This is a genomic window from Undibacterium sp. RuTC16W (genome assembly GCF_049339445.1).
Classification (GTDB): Bacteria; Pseudomonadota; Gammaproteobacteria; order Burkholderiales; family Burkholderiaceae_D; genus Undibacterium.
In genome coordinates, this window is sequence record NZ_JBMPPE010000001.1 from 362375 (window position 1) to 379560 (window position 17186).

Consider the following 17186-nt stretch of genomic DNA (forward strand, 5'->3'; position numbering starts at 1 on the left):
TTAAATTGGGAACAAGATTCTTGAATAAAGAATTTTTAAGGGACAAAGCAGAGACAAGGATGTTTCATCTTCGTCATCAAATTCATTTTGCCCCAGAACAACCACCCACCCTCAAGCCACTCGCCAAGGACGCATCATGACCACACGCAGACAATTCATCTTCACGACACTCCCGACCGCTGCCGTTTTATTAGGCAGTTCCGGCATGGCAACAGCACAAGCAGCCAAGCTTGAAGAAAGTGATGCCATCGCCACCGCGCTGGGTTACAAACATGATGCCAGCAAGGTAGATGCGAAAAAGTATGCAACTTTTGCCGCCGGGCGCAACTGTGGCAACTGCCAGTTGTTTCAGGGTAAAGCAGTTGATGCCTGGGGTGTCTGCGGTGCCGTAGGTGGCAAACAAGTAAATGCCAAAGGCTGGTGCAGTGCCTGGAATAAAAAAGCCTGATATGGCAGGCATGTCTTCTTTCAACGCAGGTGGAGTATGTGTCGTCATCGGCTCCACCGGCGGTATTGGTCATGCGCTGCTAACAGCGCTGCAAGCCGCGTCAGCCTTCGATCAGGTCGTTCCTTTGAGCCGGCAGAGCACACCAGCGCTGGATTTGCTCGATGAAGCGCAGATCGAGTCCTGCGCGAACCATGTTGCGGCATTAGGTGAGATACGGCTGATCATCGACGCCACAGGACTACTGCACAACGAACGCCTGCAGCCTGAAAAAAGTTTGCGGCAAATTGATGCGGTTCAGATGGCGGAGTCATTCGCCATTAACGCGATTGGCCCGGCATTGCTGATGAAGCACTTTTTGCCATTGTTGCCACGCGAAGGCAAAGCCGTGTTTGCCAGTTTGTCTGCCAAGGTCGGTAGTATCGGGGACAATCAGCTCGGGGGCTGGTACAGCTATCGCGCCTCAAAAGCGGCATTGAATCAGCTTGTTCACACAGCCGCAATTGAATTACACCGTCGCCAGCCAGCGTCGATTTGTGTCGCCCTGCATCCGGGTACAGTACAAACCCGTTTGTCGTCTGCCTTCAGTAAATCTGGTCTGGACGTGCAAACACCGGCGCTGGCAGCGGAACGACTTCTCGACGTGATTGATAGGCTGTTGCCAGAGAATTCTGGCGGCTTCTTCGATTATCGTGGTGAATCCTTGCCCTGGTAGCAGGCAGGTGCTGAACTTACCCGAGCTTGTTTACAGCGAGGTAAGCCAGAAACATATCGACGGCTGTTTGTATCACTGCCGCCTGTTGCGTATCTGTCAGAGGTGGCTGGCCCATTGCGATTTGAGGCCAAAACGCAAATGCCTTGATCTGCCCTTGTAACATGTGGGCAGCGAATTCCGGATCAATGTCCCGGATCTGTCCGTCGGCCTGCGCGGCGCGCAGCCAAGTGGTGACGCCTTCTTCGCGGGTTCCCATCCGGGCGATCATCTCTTGCGCACGCACCGGATCATGGATGGCTGTGGCAATCGCTACTCTGGCCAAGTCCATAAAGCTTTTGTCGTTCAGCATGCTCATTTTTTGCTGGATCAAGGCCATCAACTGCTCACGCAGCGCTTGGCCCGGCTGATAACGGATCTCGGTGAGCGCGGCGCTACTGTCCCAGAGTTGCAACAAAATTGCCTCAAACAAATCATCTTTGCTGGGAAAATGGTTATACACCGTGCGCTTGGAGACGGCGGCACTGGCCGCAATTTTGTCCATACTGGTCGCATCAAAACCATGCGCCAGAAACTCGGCAATCGCCGCTTGCAAAATAGCTTCGCGCTTACGGTCAGTCAGACGCAGGGGAATCGACATAAGAATGTTTTTGAATGCTTTTTAACCAGGGATTTAAATATTTTACACTGATTAGTTTACTTTTCGTGATTTTGCTTTTAAAATGAAACTACACTGTGTAGTGTAATTTAGGTAAAGCCCGGTTGAGATCGCGTAGATTAAGCTTAGTGAAGCCTAATCAGCTTCCATCATCCTGATCGCCTTTTTATCTCTGGCAACACACACCGGACCAGCAACACATAAATAACTAGCGTCTCTCTGACAGGATTATTGATTATGGCTACCCGCACGATGACCGTCTGCACCACCTCTCCCGCTTACACGGAATCGCCTCAACGCGCCGCGGGCAAATTCAGAAATGCCGCCTCCATGGTGCGCCCGGGATTTGTCAAAACCATGCAGATCATGTGGCGCTTTATGTTTCATAAGCCTGCCGGTACCGTGCCAGCGCAGCCAATTCCTGTGAACGCTCTAAGTCGCGACGATTTGCTCACAGCGCCGGATCGCTCCCTGTACCGCCTCGGTCATTCCACGATGTTGCTGAAATTACGGGGAGAATTCTGGCTGACCGACCCTGTGTTCTCTGAGCGCGCGTCGCCAGTGCAATGGATGGGGCCGCAACGCTTTCATCAGACGCCGATCAGCATTCAGGATCTGCCACCGATTAAAGCCGTAATTCTGTCCCACGACCATTACGATCATCTTGACTATGACGCTATCCTGCAATTATCAGAGAAAGTTGAGCATTTTCTGACGCCGCTGGGCGTGGGCGATACGCTGATCAAATGGGGCATTCCTGCCTATAAAATTCAACAACTGGACTGGTGGGAAAGCACACAGGTGCATGGCGTTCAGCTGGTGGCCGCACCATCACAGCATTTTTCGGGACGCGGACTGTTCGATGGTAACCAGACCCTATGGGCATCCTGGATCATCATGGATGACGATACCCGCGTATTTTTCAGCGGCGATACCGGCTACTTCGACGGTTTTAAAACAATAGGCGATAAATACGGCCCATTCGATCTCACTCTGATTGAAACCGGTGCCTACGATAAGGAATGGCCGGACATCCACATGCAACCGGAGCAAACGCTGCAAGCCCACCTGGACTTACGCGGCAAACAGCTCGTACCCATTCATAACGGCACCTTCGATCTGGCGATGCATGTATGGCAAGAGCCGTTTGAACGTATCGTCGAACTGGCAGAGCTGAAGCAAGTGAAGATCAGCACGCCAGAAATGGGCGAACGATTAGATCTGGCAGCGCCGCATTCAGGCCAGCATTGGTGGAATAAATCATTGAATCAATAGTTGACGGAGTTGGCGGAGATCGCCGCCTGACACACAGGACTGATCGGCGGAGTAGCGACTACCTATCAACATTTTTTACTTGCCACTATTTTTTTACACTCATCTGATTCGACACTTTCTGCACGCCCTCTACACCTTTGGCAACCTCGGTGGCACGTGCGATTTGTGTTTCGCTGTCGACAAAACCGCTGAGTTGCACATCGCCTTTGCTAGTCACAACGCCGATATCAAAACTTTTTACAGCAGAATCGGCGAGTAATACCGATTTCACCTTGGCAGTGATGACGCCATCGTCAATTTTGTTACCGATGGTTCTCGGACTCTCTTTAATCAGCAATTTATTATCAACGCCAGTCACACCCTCCACTACACGGGTCAGCGCAACGCTCTTGTCGATTTGCGTCTGATTGTCGACAAAGCCGCTTAACATTACTTCGCCTTTACGCACCGCAACTTTGATGTCATAGCCCTTGATATCGCTATCAGCCATCAACGCGGAGGATACTTTTGTGCTGACTACGGTATCGTCGACCTGAGTTCCGACAGTAATTGCCGGTGCAGAAGGTCCGGCGATATCCGTCGGTTTATTACACGCGGTCGTTGCTAGCAACAAGGCACTGGCAACACCGAAGGAAAGTACTTTAGTTAATTTTTTCATCGCGGTATGTCCGATCTTTATGAGGTAGGTGACCTGAGGTCTTTGTGCTAGCAGGGGTGAAAATAGTACTAAATCCAATACCAAATCCAATGATAAATATGTGCATCGCCGGGAAAAGTCCGGGCCGAAATAAACAGTGCTGCCCGCAATCGCAGCCTTGATGGAATTTGTGCTTCAGCTTGCAACTATGATCGCTGCTTTCCACATGGCGCTCTGTTCGCTAGCGTACCTACCGGTCGAAATAGTTCTGGCATGCTGCGAAGATGCACTCAATATGTCCGTGCTTCTTATACGCGATCACTATGCCTTTCCACATTCACCGTGCGCTGACATTCACCCCTTGTTAGCGGACTACACGAATCATTCACCTAAAACTGAGCTCCATGACGCCACACTATCGCCGCCTCTTACAACAGCTCACTTCATTCACGCGCACCGTGCGTGACACCATTGTTTTATTACCGACTTCCGTTAAGCTCATGTGCACCGTGATTGGTCGTGCCATCGAACAATGGATACATCATCGTGCAGCGAGCAAAGGTGCGGCACTGGCTTTTTATACCTTGTTTTCCATGGCACCGATTCTGGTTCTGGTACTCGCCATCGCCGGATTTTTTTATGGACAAAAAGCGGCGCAAGGCGAAATATTGAATCAGTTACAAAGCCTGGTCGGACGCAGTGGTGCAGAAGCGATCCAATTGCTATTAGCTGGCGCACGCAATCCTGAGGAGGGTCGGCTGGCAACGCTGTTAGCCACACTATTACTATTAATCGGCGCAACCAGTGTGTTTGCCGAATTAAAAGAAAGTTTGGATGAAATCTGGCAAGTCCCTAAACTAAGACAGCCTGGCCTGTGGCGATTATTGCGTACGCGCTTGCTGTCATTTGGCTTGATACTCGTACTAGCATTTTTACTACTGGTCTCACTCATCATCAGTGCGGCACTAGTATTTCTTGAGCATTACTGGAGCGGTATTCAGATCGATATCGCGCTGCTCCTGATTCCGATTTCATCACTGGTCGGCTTTGCGGTGATTGCCTCTCTGTTTGCCGTCATTTTTAAAATGCTGCCACAAGTGCGCTTATCCTGGCGCGATGTCTGGATCGGGGCGCTGGGTACGGCGGCACTTTTCTCTATCGGCAAATATGGGATTGGTCTCTACATCGGGAATAGCGGTGTCGCAACCAGTTTCGGTGCTGCGGGATCGATGATTGCATTGCTGCTGTGGGTATATTATTCGGCACAGATTTTTTTACTGGGAGCGGAATTCACGCGCCAATATGCGCTGGCATTTGGTAGTTTGCAATCCAGAAAAAAATAACATACTCCTATTCAGTATATTTTAAGTGCCTAATAAAACAATACGGAATCAAGCATATTTATTAAAACTATAGGGGAGTATATGATTTACTCTATAGATGCAATCAGTAGCTTAAGCAATAGTTATACTCATAGATTGCCGTCTACAACAATCTGACTATCTACGCGGTGACCAAATAAAAAAAGCCTCCCTATGACCAACTAGCGAGGCCTGAAAATCGTCACTAAGCTCAGTGACGACCGCTCTTACTCAATGACAATTACTGCACGCGGCGTTCTATCGTAATTTGCTCTACTTCGACGCGACGATTCGGCTCCAGACAAACGATCAGGGCAGCACGTTTTTTCTCTGTACATTGCACAACCGGATTCGATTCGCCCTTGCCTTGCGCGGATAAGCGAGTCAGTGCCACGCCTTTATCGACCAGATAAGCTTTCACGACATCAGCACGCCGTTGCGACAACTTCATATTGTATTTATCCGTACCCAGGCGATCGGTATAACCGCTAATCACGACATCACTGATCTGCACGTTGGTATTGAGGACGCCCGCGATCTCGTCAAGCTTTGGCTGTGGTCCATTCAACGCAGCACTGTCAAAACCAAATAATTCGGTCGCCGACAAGGTCACTTTCTCAAAGCGCGGTGGCATTGGTGCTGGCGCTGGCATCGGCATCGGTGCAGGGCGAGTCTCTGAAATGACTAAGGCGTCAGGTGCAGGAGCTGGCTCGACGCGAGCAGCACGTTGTACTGGCTTATCAAAGCTAAAAACCAGACCGACGTTCAGATAATTGTTATTCGCGTGACTGAATCCCAGGTCATCACCACGAATAAAACCATGCACACGACGCAGATCCGCCTGCATTGCTAGCTGATCAGTAAAGCCGTATTGAAAACCGACACCGGCATTCATATACGGCGATGTCTGTGATTTTTCTACCAGTGGTGTATTGATCTTGTCGTACTGCGCACCCGCGCCGATTAAGAGAAACGGACGCAAACTCTTACGAGAGAACATATACAGAGCATCGACACCCAAGGTATTTTGCTGATAACGCGTACCGTTATCACGCTGACGACCATAGCTGGTGCCAAATTGCAGATCCCAGTCAGGAGAATACGCACGACCAAAACGAATCGCCGCAGCTTCTCCATGACCCGTTACGCCAAAATGGGTATCGGCATCAATCGCACCCAGACTAGGTGCGACATACCATGATGGATTGTATTCATAATTTTCTGGCGAACGTTGTGCCATGCTACTGCCAACGACACCGCATAACAGTGACACGGCGAGTGCGATTTTATGGAATTTTTGCATTTTTAAACCTTTAGATGATGAACAAAACAGGAAATAAATTCGAGCAATACATTGCTGCTCAAAGAGAAAAAGTGGAGTAACTCTTGTCGTTCTCATGACAGCGCATGGGAACGGAGCTTACGGACAGACACACCGGGGCTCTGTTCGGTAACTCACATAGATGTAAAAGAATTCGATATGTAATATCGGTAATGTAGGTGGCATCCGTAGCAATTCATCGCCATGTTTACTCTGGATTTAACAAGCACTCGTAATGTCTGCGCCGCAATACGCAGGCCTCCTCCCTGTCGATGACATGAGTTCTGCGTCTTTGACAAACCAATAGAATCGACCAGACCGACAGGATCAAACTGGATAAACTCGCTGACTATCTGAATAGAGAAAAAATCTATTTCACCATGTAGTCAATGCGTAATTCCACCTGATGATCCTGACCATCATTCACCATGTGAAGCAATGATGACTTTTGTGCGACACCATCAAGCGTCAGCGACATTGCCTCACTCTCGCCGTGGCTCGTGGAGACAGCAATGTGATAGGTAGTCTCTCTGTAGCGATAATGGATTTTGAAATGCCTCCACTCAGCAGGCAGACAAGGATTAAAACGAAGCTGATCACCTTCTAGCGTAATTCCCAACAGAGATTCCAGTATCAGCCGGTACATCCAGCCAGACGAGCCGGTGTACCAGGTCCAGCCGCCGCGCCCTATATGCGGACTGACACCATAAACATCCGCTGCGACGACATACGGCTCGACCTTGTAAAGTGATACCTGATCGGCGGTAAGTGCATGATTGACAGGATTAATCATGTCAAATAACTCCCAGGCACGCTGACTGTCACCGAGCTGTGCAAACGCCATCGCTGCCCAGATCGCCGCATGAGTATATTGTCCGCCGTTTTCCCTGACACCTGGCACATAGCCACGGATGTAACCCGGATTCTGATCGGAGTGGTCAAACGGCGGATCGAGTAACTGAATCAGCAAATCTTTACGACGTACCAGCCGCTGATCGACTGCCAGCATCGCCGCACGGGAACGGACGGGATCACCGGCACCGGATAATACCGACCAGCTTTGCGAGATAGAATCAATCTGACATTCGTCATTGGTGGCAGAACCCAGAGGCGTGCCATCATCAAAATACGCACGACGATACCAATCACCATCCCAGGCATGTTGCTCAATATTTTTTTGTAGTCTCGCCGCCTCACTCCGGCAGCGATCCGAAAATACCTGATCCAGACGCTGATCTGCCAACCCGGCAAAACGCATCAATACCTGATACAGGAAAAATGCCAGCCAGACGCTCTCACCCTTACCTTCTGCACCGACTTTGTCCATGCCGTCATTCCAGTCACACGAACCGATCAGCGGCAAGCCATGTACGCCATAGCGCAAACCATGGGTAATCGCGCGGACACAATGTTCATACAGAGTCGCAGTATCGTTAGACTGGCCGGGTAAGTCATAGTAGGAATCTTCATCAAAATTAACTTGCCGCCCTTCTAGAAAGCTGATTTTTTCATCGAGCACTTTGTAGTCACGCGTGCTGCTCACATAGCGACAAGTCGCCAACGGCAACCATAGATAATCATCAGAACAATGTGTGCGGACGCCGCGATTGGTCGGCGGATGCCACCAATGCTGGACATCCCCTTCAATAAACTGATGGGCTGCACACAGCACCAGATGCTCGCGTGCGAGCTGTGGTTGCGTATGAATCAGCGCCATCACATCCTGCAACTGATCACGAAATCCAAATGCCCCGCCGGACTGATAAAAACCGCTACGCGCCCACAACCGGCAAGCAAGTGTCTGGTACATCAACCAGCCATTCGTCAATATATTCAGAGAAAGATCAGGCGTCTCTACTTGCACCGCGCCTAAAGTCCTCTCCCAATACTGCTTGATAACAGTGAGTGCATCGGCCGCAGCACTGGTTCCGCGGAAGCGTCGTATCAAATTGCTGACATCTGCACTACGCTGCCCTGCCGTACCGAGCAGAAAAATAATTTCACGCTGCTCACCATCGGCCAGATCAAACGGAATCTGGATTGCCGCACACGGGTCTAAACCCGCACCCAGCTTGCCTGACAAGCGTGTACGACTCATTGCGGCGGGATGTCGCAAGCTACCGTTACGACCGATAAACTCGGTACGATCGCCACTCATACTCAATGTCATCGCATCGGCATAGAAGAAGGCAGTGCGATCACAAAATTCAGCGTTATAAGAATTACGGGCAAAGATGGCACCGGTCGCAGGATCAGCCTCGGTCACGATATGCATCACCGATTTTTGCCGCACATCACCAAGCACCCACTCGACATAACCCGTCGCCGATAACAGCCGGGTTGTACCTGAGTCATTGCGTACTTTGAGCACCGAAAATTTAATGGCGTCGTCCAGTGCGACATACACGGACAGCTCAGATTTAATGCCGTCCTCCACATGCTCAAAGATACTGTATCCAAAACCATGGCGGGTCACATACTCACCCTGACCACGACAAGGCAAGGGAGTCGGCGACCAGTAATGACCGCTCTCCTCATCGCGCAAATAAAATACTTCACCGCCGCCATCCGATACCGGATCATTTGACCACGGTGTCAGGCGAAATTCATGCGCGTTCTCACCCCAGGTGTACGCTTGTCCACTTTCGGAGATCACGCTACCGAAATGAGAGTTCGCCAATACATTGACCCAAGGTGCGGGCGTTGTATTGCTGGCCGATGTGGTGATGACGTATTCGCGGCCATCGGGAGAGAATCCACCTAGACCGTTGAATAAAACAAGATCGTTGCGAGCGACCGGCATCGCCGGTACTGCTGTGTGCATCGGTGCATGTGATTTACTCAGGGTCAGTAAAGGCATACGCACTTCAACTTGCGCGCGACGATTAATCTGTTCAGCCAGTGTGCCGCGTGTATCAGATAGGATGGCGCGCGCCACGGATTGTAATAAGATACGATCGTCATTCGGTATCTGATCTGCCAGGCGGACAAAGATTCCACCAGGTCGCTCCATAGCATGCGGCTCGATGCCGGAGGCGACCAAGCCCATGATCTGGTCTTGCAGGATTTGACGATAACCAGCTCTGTCTTCATTCCAGATCACCAGATCAACAGCGAGGCCTTTCATACGCCAGTAAGCATGCGCCTGTACCATCTGACGGACCAGCTCGATGTTTTCAACATCACTAATCTGTAGCAACACAATAGGCAAATCGCCAGAAATTGCATAGCTCCATAAGCCGGACTGGCCGCGCCGGTTCTTGATCAGGATACTGGCGTCGGCACGCAATAAAGCATTCGAATAAATCACCGAATTTGCCAAACGACCATATAACTGGGCGTCGGCCTCGCTCGCATTCAACTGACGCAGGACCACATGACTATGCGTCCAGGCCAGCTCAAATACCCGATCCGCCAGATGCAGATCCTGATACTTATCGATCAGACCTAATACCTGATCACGGGTTTCTGCGACACCCGTGACCATATCAACAATAACGGTTTGCTCCGGCTCCAGCCGGATCTGGTGACGGATCGCGACGATAGGATCGAGTACCGAGCCCTGATTACCGGATAAAGCTTTTTGCGTCATTGCAAAAGGAGCCTGGTTCGTATTACCACGGCCAATGAAAGCCATCCGATCGGTCTCATATGATGTCGCTTCGCTTGCTGCACCGTGTACCGCCATTAAATGAAACATTGACGGCGTAAAGTCACTCTCAGAACGGGGACGACGGCGACAGATGATGGCACTCTCTTGCGGCAAAATTTCTGTTTGCACGAAGAGATTACTAAAGGCAGGATGCATATTGTCTGCCGCTGCCGGTGCTAACACGACCTCGGCATAGCTGGTGATATCAATCGTTCTGGTTACGCGCGACCGGTTGGTGATACGGGTACGGCGCATTTCAATATCGTCTTCGGGAGAGACAACTATCGTGGTGTAGGTCTCTAGTCCGTTATCCTGACGGCGATACTCAGCACGCCCCTCCGAAAAAATGACTTCATAAGATTTTGATGGCTGTAGAGTCGGTTGATGGGCGCTCGACCAAAAACTGTTGTCGGACAAATCTCGCACATAACAAAAACTACCCCAGTTATCGCAGGTACTGTCTTCACGCCAGCGTGTAATCGCCAGATCACGCCACCGGCTATAGCTGCCTCCATTATTCGTGACCATCACGTTATAACGACCATTCGACAGCAACTGCACCTCGGGTATCCGTAAATCGACCTTAGTGATAATGCGCATCGGCATTTCTTGCTCACTGGCGGCCGAACGGATGTCAGCAAGCTCTGTCGTATTGGAATAAAACGCACTAGGTTTTGGAATACGTTCCTTAAGCAGCAATAAGGTTGCCTGAAACAGAGGATCCGAGACGAAACGTCGCTGCATAGGGCGATCCAGCAACACATACTCCAGAGACAATAAACTCATCCCCTGATGGTGTGCCATATACGAACGGATCAGCGCCTGAGTTTGTCCGCGCGGCAGTCGTGAGGGTGTGTAATCAATCGCCTCATACATACCGAAACTACCTTCGGCACCGTCTCGCACCAGCCGTTGCAAGTTTTCACAAGCCTGTTCTGGCGCTACCATCATCGCCAGCATGGATGCATAGGGAGCAACAACCAGATCGTCACCGAGGCCTCGTTTTAAACCCAGACCCGGAACCCCGAAAGCACGGTACTGATAATTCAGACTCGCATCAAATGCATAGTAACCAGACTCAGAAATACCCCACGGAACAGCGCGCTGTGCTCCATATTCTATCTGGCGCTGTACGACGGACTTATATGTCTGATCGAGCAGGGTATTATCAAAATTAGGCATCACTAGCAAAGGCATCAGGTACTCAAACATCGAGCCGCTCCACGACAAGAGAATCGGCTCGCTGCCTGCCAGTGTTAATTGACGACCTAAGGCAAACCAGGTCTCTTGCGGTAACTGTCCCTGCGCAATAGCAACAAAACTGCACAAGCGAGCCTCAGATGCGAGCAGATCATAGCGTCCCGTATCCAGGCGACGGTCTGCTACGTTATAGCCAATCGCTAATAAATGCGTGGTCGGCTCATACAAAAATCCATATTCCATCCGTGCAAACTCCACCGCCTGTAATGCCAGTTGCTGGATCTCTGCAATACGTTCGTTAGCCCGCACGCTTCCCTGCGTCACCAGATCAGAAAGCCTTGCCCATAATTCGGGAGCATCTATTTCTGCGATACCAGAACCGCTCATACGGGCGATCATCGGTGGTATCTCTACGCCAAAGCGTGCCAGCTCACTCAATGTCGGAGCTAGCGTTAATACGGCGATGTCATTACTCATTTGTCTCAAACCAGGCTCCGCCAACCAAGGCGCAAGAAACAATAGGTCATCCCGGATATCCGCGCACTGACGCACCAGCGCCTGAGCCCAATACAGCTGTTGCTGTTTTTTCTCCGGTGCAGTTGGGACAAAGTTGACAGGAATAATCACCGACACAACGGCCTTATCTACCAACTTGTCCGCAACCAGACCACTATGCCTCTCGATCTGCTCCAGAATATCGGCCGCCTTACGCTCTAGTAAATCAAGCATCGCTATCGCAGCATACAAATCCTGCTGAACGGAAGTAGAAGCATTGCAAGCGTCTTCAATGCAGTGATGAAAAGCCTGTATTTCCTCGGTTGGTTCGACATCCATACTCTCAATTAGCACCTGGAACGTATGATTGATCCCCTGGAAAACAGTCGCTGAAAAAACCGGCTGATCCGGCAATTGAAGCAAGCCCACCTTCAGCGTTAACAGGTGGCCGGCAAGATTGCCGCTGTCGACCGTCGACACATAAACGGGGTGCAAGGGTAATAAACTGATCGTGTCATACCAGTTATAGAAATGTCCCTGATAGCGCTCTAGTCGCGCCATCGTCGTCAACGTATGAGTGCTGCGATCGAGTAGCCGTCCCAGCGAAATATACGCAAAATCATAGGCAGACAAATTGGCCAGCAAGGCGAGTCCAATATTCGTCGGTGAGGTTCGGTGAGCGACCACAGCGACAGGCTGCTCCTGCATATTGTCAGGTGGCAGCCAGTTGTCTGCCGGGCCGACATAGCTATCAAAAAAAGCCCAGGTTTTACGTGCAAGACGATGCAAAAATATCAGATGTCCGGCACCAAGCTCGGAGCTTTTTTTCATCACCGGACGGCTCACCCACCAGGCAATGACCGGTGACATCACCCAGAGCAATATAAATGGAAATGCAAACGGAAACGCAACCGGTAATGCCGCGGGGCGGCCCCACAGTAAAATGATGAGCAGGCCAAAGGCAAAAACAGGTGCGCTCCACATGCGCCGCAGGGAAGCGATCAGGCTGCCATTGGTATGCTGATTTGATTCGATGGATGGCTGCCATTCCAGCATGCGCTGATGAGAAACTGCCATACGCCAGACCGTACGCAGGATTGCATCCAGACTGTAAAACGCTTCATACGGCAAAAATGTCAGATGTAGCAATACATGCATCAGATGCCGCTGACTATTTCGTAAAGCGGCGAGCACGTGCTGCCGGATCAATACTTCACGGGATTTATTCAGCAAGGCAAGTAATGAGGCCGCCAGAGAAGGCAGGAACAGAATTACCACGACAGCCACACTGCCAACCCATGGTGATGGCAACAACAGCCAGGAAAAAACCAGCAAGGCGATCAGGACAGGTGCGATCAGACTACGGCGGACATTGTCTAGAATTTTCCAGCGTGACAGAATCGACAACGGATTCACTATCTTACGTGGTCGGACCTGTGTATTGGTCTTGTGGCTCTCAGAACTGAGGGCTGAGTCTAGACTTTTATCTAAGCTCGCGTCTACGTTCATACCTGAACCAGTAACCGCTTTTTCAACCACAGGAATACCTGGCAAGAGCCAGGTCAGTATTTGCCAGTCGCCACGGATCCAGCGGTGGCGGCGACTGACATCGGCGTAATAATGGGACGGATATTCCTCATGTAACTGCACATCGCTGATCAGGCCTGAGCGCGCATAGCAGCCCTCTAACAGATCGTGACTAAGGATGCGGTTTTCCGGCAGCCTGGTACCCAATGCCAGTTCAAAGGCATCAATATCGTAAATCCCTTTTCCAATAAACGAGCCTTCCTGAAACAGATCCTGATAGACGTCGGAGACTGAGCGTGTATAGGGATCGATCCCTGCTTCACCACCGATCAACTTTTCGTATAAAGACGCATTGGCACTCGGCAAGCTCGACACTATACGAGGTTGCAAAATGCCATAGCCTTCCACCACGCGCTGTTTGCTGGCGTCGTATACTGCCTGATTGAGCGGATGTGCAATCGTTGCAATGAACAACCGTGCAGAATCGCGCGGCAACTGCGTATCCGAGTCCAGAGTAATCACATAACGAATATCCGTCAGGAGCGAGACGTTACCAACGATATGGGTAAATAGGACATCGGTGCTACCTCGTAAAAACGCATTCAGATCGGATAACTTGCCGCGCTTGCGCTCATAACCCATCCAGCACTGTTCTTGCGGATTCCAGCGGCGTGGCCGATGCAAGAGAAAGAATGGGCTATGCGTGTCATTGCCATAGGTCTGGTTCAGTAAAGTAATTGCGGTCGCTGCAAGATGAATCAACATCTCATCCTGCGCGGTCGTCTCCGTCGGCGCGTCGGCCAAATCGGTCAGTAAACAGAAAAATAGATTCTCATCACGATTCGCCAGAAACCTAACCTCTAGTGCTTCACACAAACGATCAATCGTCAGTTCATGCAGCAACATCGTCGGCACCACGACAATACTGCGCGCTTTGCCAGGAATTCCCAGAGAGAAATCCATCCGGGGCAAAGGATTAGGCGTAGCCAGTATAGTCGCTACCCAATTGACCAGAGCAACGGCAAGCTGGCTGCCAGCAAAGAAAACCAGAACACTTAGTGTCGCTAAGCTCAGTTCACGCAATCCGTCGTCATAGGATTTTTTAATTAGCAGGATGGTGAACAAAGCAGTCAGTGTAAAGATGAGGCCAAGATAATACGAGGCAGATGAGTCCTTATTTTTATTCAGAATTTTTTTGACATAGCCGTACTGCACATCGATCGCCTGCTCCAGGGCAGGCAATCCCTTACCGACCAAAAAATAACCAATGTGTTCTTTACGCGACGACCCTTGTGCGCCGCTGGCTTGTCTACTATGTTCTGCATCGCCGGATTTCATCGGCGATGACAAACGCAGCGCCCACTCTGAGACCTCAACTTCACTGATCGCAGCATGTTTTGCAAGGCTCTCGATCACATGCCGGTAACGATCTCGCGTTGCGAAATCCATCTCGGCATAAACGCCGGCATAATCGCGTCGCAACACATGCTCGACATGACTCATGGTCTCGACAAAATCTCGCCAGTCCATGGCGCTTAAGAAACGCAGACTGCCGATGCTATTGCTGATGGAGACCTGATCCGCGGCCTGTTGCTGTGTCTCAAGTTGTACTAACTGTTCTATCGTCAGGCCGGTCTCGGATAAGCGTTGGGCGACCCAGGTCAGCGGCAACGTCAATGCCGGGCTCTGCCCTTGCAAACGACGCGCGACCTCAGCGACAAAGGAGCTATCAAGCAGAGGCTCAGACCGTGCCATATCGGCTACAAGCAAGATCAGGTTACTGGGTTCCTTATCAGCCGCATCGATCAGTTCATCAGCCCAGGTATTCGCCAGATTACGGTTCACCCGGCACGTCGCAATCCGTGTCGCCACGCGACGCAAGTTTTCGATTAATGCCAGGCGCAACATAATCGGGATCGCCCACAACTCCCCCAGACGCAGCATCGTGACTTGCTGATACGCAGCAACAAACCGACTTAGCCCCTCAGGATCAACCCGGCCATCTCCATGTGAAATCGTCTCTAGTGCAATGTCATACACACGCGGCTTACCTGCCGATGGTCCATTCGTCAGCCGCGGCAATTCCTTGCTATAGCCTTTTGGTAAATGCTGCTTGGCAATACGTATCTGTTCTTCAATCAGATAAAAATTATCGAGCAGCCATTCAGCGGCGGGGGTGATCTGGCGATTCTCTCTTAATGCAGTCGTCAGCGCGGCGCAGGCATCAATCAGAGCGTCTTCATTAGCGGCCAGACGTGGTAATAACTGATCAGCAGATTTATCGACACCGATTTTATGTCGTCCTGCCAGAACACGACCATGTGTCTCCATCTGGATAACACTGAACAACTCCGACCTCAATGGCGGAAGCTGGGGTTCAGCTTCCGAATAAGAACGGGATCCACTAGTAAGTTTTAACATGGCACTTTGATGAGGAGAAACCTGTAAGTGGCCATCTGACTAAGCAACATTAAGGCCATTCGCCTTTAACTAACGACGTGTTGCGCAATGCCTAGGCAATATGGGAGTCCGGTTCTGTTCTGCCGTCCCGGGACACAGAATGCAGATGTCTCTGTGAATAAAACAGCGATGGATAGTTATAGCCGAGTAAAGGGAGTTACTCAGTGCGTCAGCGCACACAGTGCATCAGATATACCAATGTACGATATCGAACAGACCAGCATCGGCTGGGCGCCTACTCTGATGTCACTGACGCTCTGCGCAGTGCATTTTCGAGGTAATGTCAATTGACCTGCCTTGAAACTGATATGTGTAATCTGTCTCTCATCCAAGGAAAAGATCATGAACAAAGACCAAATCAAAGGCGTTGCCAAAGATATGTCTGGCAAGGTACAAGAACGCGCGGGTAAGCTGGTAGGCAATCGAGAACAGGAAGCCAAGGGTTTATTGAAACAGGCGCATGGCAAAGCAGAGAAAAAAATCGGCGATGCGAAAGAGATCATCAAGAACGCGATCAGCAAGCATTAGAAAAAAAGCTAAGACCGATAGCGCATCAATCTCCCTCGACAAGAGAGATGCGCTGATCGCAACGATCGTGATTAAAAATGTAGTACATAGTCAATATACGAATAAGCAACCAATCTGAGCTTCATGTTTAATTATTACCACCGCGCTGGCCAATCTCGCGGATCAGGCGATAACAATCACAGGTCATATTCATCAGGCCTGATTCATCTAGGATTTTAATTTCACCGCGTGAATAACTGATTAACTGCAATCGCTGCAAGGTGACCGCAGCCTTTGTCACACCGACGCGTCGCACACCAAGTGACTGGGCAATAAATTCGTGCGTCAAATGGAATTCTGTTGATCCCAGATGATCCTTGGTAGTCAATAAATATCTCGCCAGGCGCGCTTCCAGCAAATGAAATTTACTGCACGCGGCAATCTGTATGGTCTGCGCTAAAAATTGATTGATGTACTCAAATAGGGCCATCTGCACCTGAGGATTTTTTTGCATTTCTAGTTGTAAAACGGCAGCACTGATTCTGACTGCGCTGCCAGGTTTTTGTACGACTGCCTTGGTGTAGTCTGGATTTTTTCCTGACATGGCTGTAATACCGACCAAACCATCTTTGCCGATCAAACCTAACTCGTGACTGGAATTCAAATTTAATTTACCTGACAGGCAGACAAGGCAGGTTTCAGGAAAATAGATCGTGCTGACCTCTTCACCAGCTTCATGCAATACTTGTCCGCTTTGCAGAAGCACGCGATCCTGGTCAAAACTGAGAGGATTTAATCCTGTTCGCAACAGGCGTCCCAGCAAGCTATTGACAACAGGTGGCCGGAACAGCTTATTCATCAAATTCTCCTGATGAGCTGCACACGATAATACGCGTTCAAACAGACTCAATATACTAGTCAGGATACGTACTTCAT

At 50.4% G+C, this 17186-nt stretch carries 10 protein-coding genes; 5 read left to right on the forward strand and 5 right to left on the reverse strand.

What is annotated here, in order from left to right:
• The first annotated feature begins 136 nt into the window (after window positions 1-136).
• Together ACO0K4_RS01680 and ACO0K4_RS01685 are read left to right on the forward strand one after the other, a co-directional pair.
• Entirely contained in the window at window positions 137-448 is a 312-nt protein-coding gene (locus ACO0K4_RS01680; protein WP_422954859.1) for a high-potential iron-sulfur protein, read from the forward strand.
• Window positions 449-458: 10 nt separating this feature from the next.
• Window positions 459-1160 carry an SDR family NAD(P)-dependent oxidoreductase gene (locus ACO0K4_RS01685; protein WP_422954860.1) on the forward strand — a complete coding sequence of 234 codons (702 nt, stop codon included), beginning with the start codon at window positions 459-461 and terminating at the stop codon, window positions 1158-1160.
• Window positions 1161-1176: 16 nt separating this feature from the next.
• Here ACO0K4_RS01685 and ACO0K4_RS01690 read toward each other — a convergent pair whose 3' ends face one another.
• Window positions 1177-1797 carry a TetR/AcrR family transcriptional regulator gene (locus ACO0K4_RS01690; RefSeq protein ID WP_422954861.1) on the reverse strand — a complete coding sequence of 207 codons (621 nt, stop codon included), beginning with the start codon at window positions 1795-1797 and terminating at the stop codon, window positions 1177-1179.
• A 255-nt stretch (window positions 1798-2052) separates the two neighbouring features.
• On the opposite strand from ACO0K4_RS01690, the gene ACO0K4_RS01695 reads away from it, so the two are divergent.
• Window positions 2053-3090, forward strand: coding sequence for an MBL fold metallo-hydrolase (locus tag ACO0K4_RS01695; protein ID WP_422954862.1), 1038 nt, complete (start codon window positions 2053-2055; stop codon window positions 3088-3090).
• Between the two features lie 85 nt (window positions 3091-3175).
• On the opposite strand, the gene ACO0K4_RS01700 is transcribed toward ACO0K4_RS01695, so the two are convergent.
• Window positions 3176-3748: a BON domain-containing protein gene (locus tag ACO0K4_RS01700; RefSeq protein ID WP_422954863.1), complete on the reverse strand. Its 573-nt coding sequence runs from the start codon at window positions 3746-3748 to the stop codon at window positions 3176-3178.
• A 479-nt stretch (window positions 3749-4227) separates the two neighbouring features.
• On the opposite strand from ACO0K4_RS01700, the gene ACO0K4_RS01705 reads away from it, so the two are divergent.
• A complete protein-coding gene (locus tag ACO0K4_RS01705; protein WP_422955415.1) occupies window positions 4228-5070 on the forward strand; it encodes a YihY/virulence factor BrkB family protein in 843 nt (280 codons plus the stop codon).
• A gap of 259 nt (window positions 5071-5329) precedes the next feature.
• On the opposite strand, the gene ACO0K4_RS01710 is transcribed toward ACO0K4_RS01705, so the two are convergent.
• Window positions 5330-6391 carry an OmpA family protein gene (locus ACO0K4_RS01710; RefSeq protein ID WP_422954864.1) on the reverse strand — a complete coding sequence of 354 codons (1062 nt, stop codon included), beginning with the start codon at window positions 6389-6391 and terminating at the stop codon, window positions 5330-5332.
• Window positions 6392-6779: 388 nt separating this feature from the next.
• The gene (locus ACO0K4_RS01715; protein ID WP_422954865.1) at window positions 6780-15704 is read right to left on the reverse strand and encodes a GH36-type glycosyl hydrolase domain-containing protein; all 8925 of its coding nucleotides are present in this window, start codon (window positions 15702-15704) and stop codon (window positions 6780-6782) included.
• A 381-nt stretch (window positions 15705-16085) separates the two neighbouring features.
• Here ACO0K4_RS01715 and ACO0K4_RS01720 point away from each other — a divergent pair, with 381 nt between their 5' ends.
• Complete coding sequence (locus tag ACO0K4_RS01720; RefSeq protein ID WP_422954866.1) at window positions 16086-16271, forward strand: CsbD family protein; 186 nt, start codon at window positions 16086-16088, stop codon at window positions 16269-16271.
• A gap of 127 nt (window positions 16272-16398) precedes the next feature.
• On the opposite strand, the gene ACO0K4_RS01725 is transcribed toward ACO0K4_RS01720, so the two are convergent.
• Window positions 16399-17109, reverse strand: a complete 711-nt coding sequence (locus ACO0K4_RS01725) for a Crp/Fnr family transcriptional regulator (RefSeq protein WP_422954867.1) — start codon at window positions 17107-17109, stop codon at window positions 16399-16401.
• Window positions 17110-17186 lie beyond the last annotated feature (77 nt).

Excerpts from the sequence above, each read along its gene's own strand:
- ACO0K4_RS01680 (WP_422954859.1), top strand. The coding sequence starts at position 137 with ATGACCACACGCAGACAATTCATCTTCACGACACTCCCGACCGCTGCC.
- ACO0K4_RS01685 (WP_422954860.1), top strand. The coding sequence starts at position 459 with ATGTCTTCTTTCAACGCAGGTGGAGTATGTGTCGTCATCGGCTCCACC.
- ACO0K4_RS01690 (WP_422954861.1), bottom strand. The coding sequence starts at position 1,797 with ATGTCGATTCCCCTGCGTCTGACTGACCGTAAGCGCGAAGCTATTTTG.
- ACO0K4_RS01695 (WP_422954862.1), top strand. The coding sequence starts at position 2,053 with ATGGCTACCCGCACGATGACCGTCTGCACCACCTCTCCCGCTTACACG.
- ACO0K4_RS01700 (WP_422954863.1), bottom strand. The coding sequence starts at position 3,748 with ATGAAAAAATTAACTAAAGTACTTTCCTTCGGTGTTGCCAGTGCCTTG.
- ACO0K4_RS01705 (WP_422955415.1), top strand. The coding sequence starts at position 4,228 with ATGTGCACCGTGATTGGTCGTGCCATCGAACAATGGATACATCATCGT.
- ACO0K4_RS01710 (WP_422954864.1), bottom strand. The coding sequence starts at position 6,391 with ATGCAAAAATTCCATAAAATCGCACTCGCCGTGTCACTGTTATGCGGT.
- ACO0K4_RS01715 (WP_422954865.1), bottom strand. The coding sequence starts at position 15,704 with ATGTTAAAACTTACTAGTGGATCCCGTTCTTATTCGGAAGCTGAACCC.
- ACO0K4_RS01720 (WP_422954866.1), top strand. The coding sequence starts at position 16,086 with ATGAACAAAGACCAAATCAAAGGCGTTGCCAAAGATATGTCTGGCAAG.
- ACO0K4_RS01725 (WP_422954867.1), bottom strand. The coding sequence starts at position 17,109 with ATGAATAAGCTGTTCCGGCCACCTGTTGTCAATAGCTTGCTGGGACGC.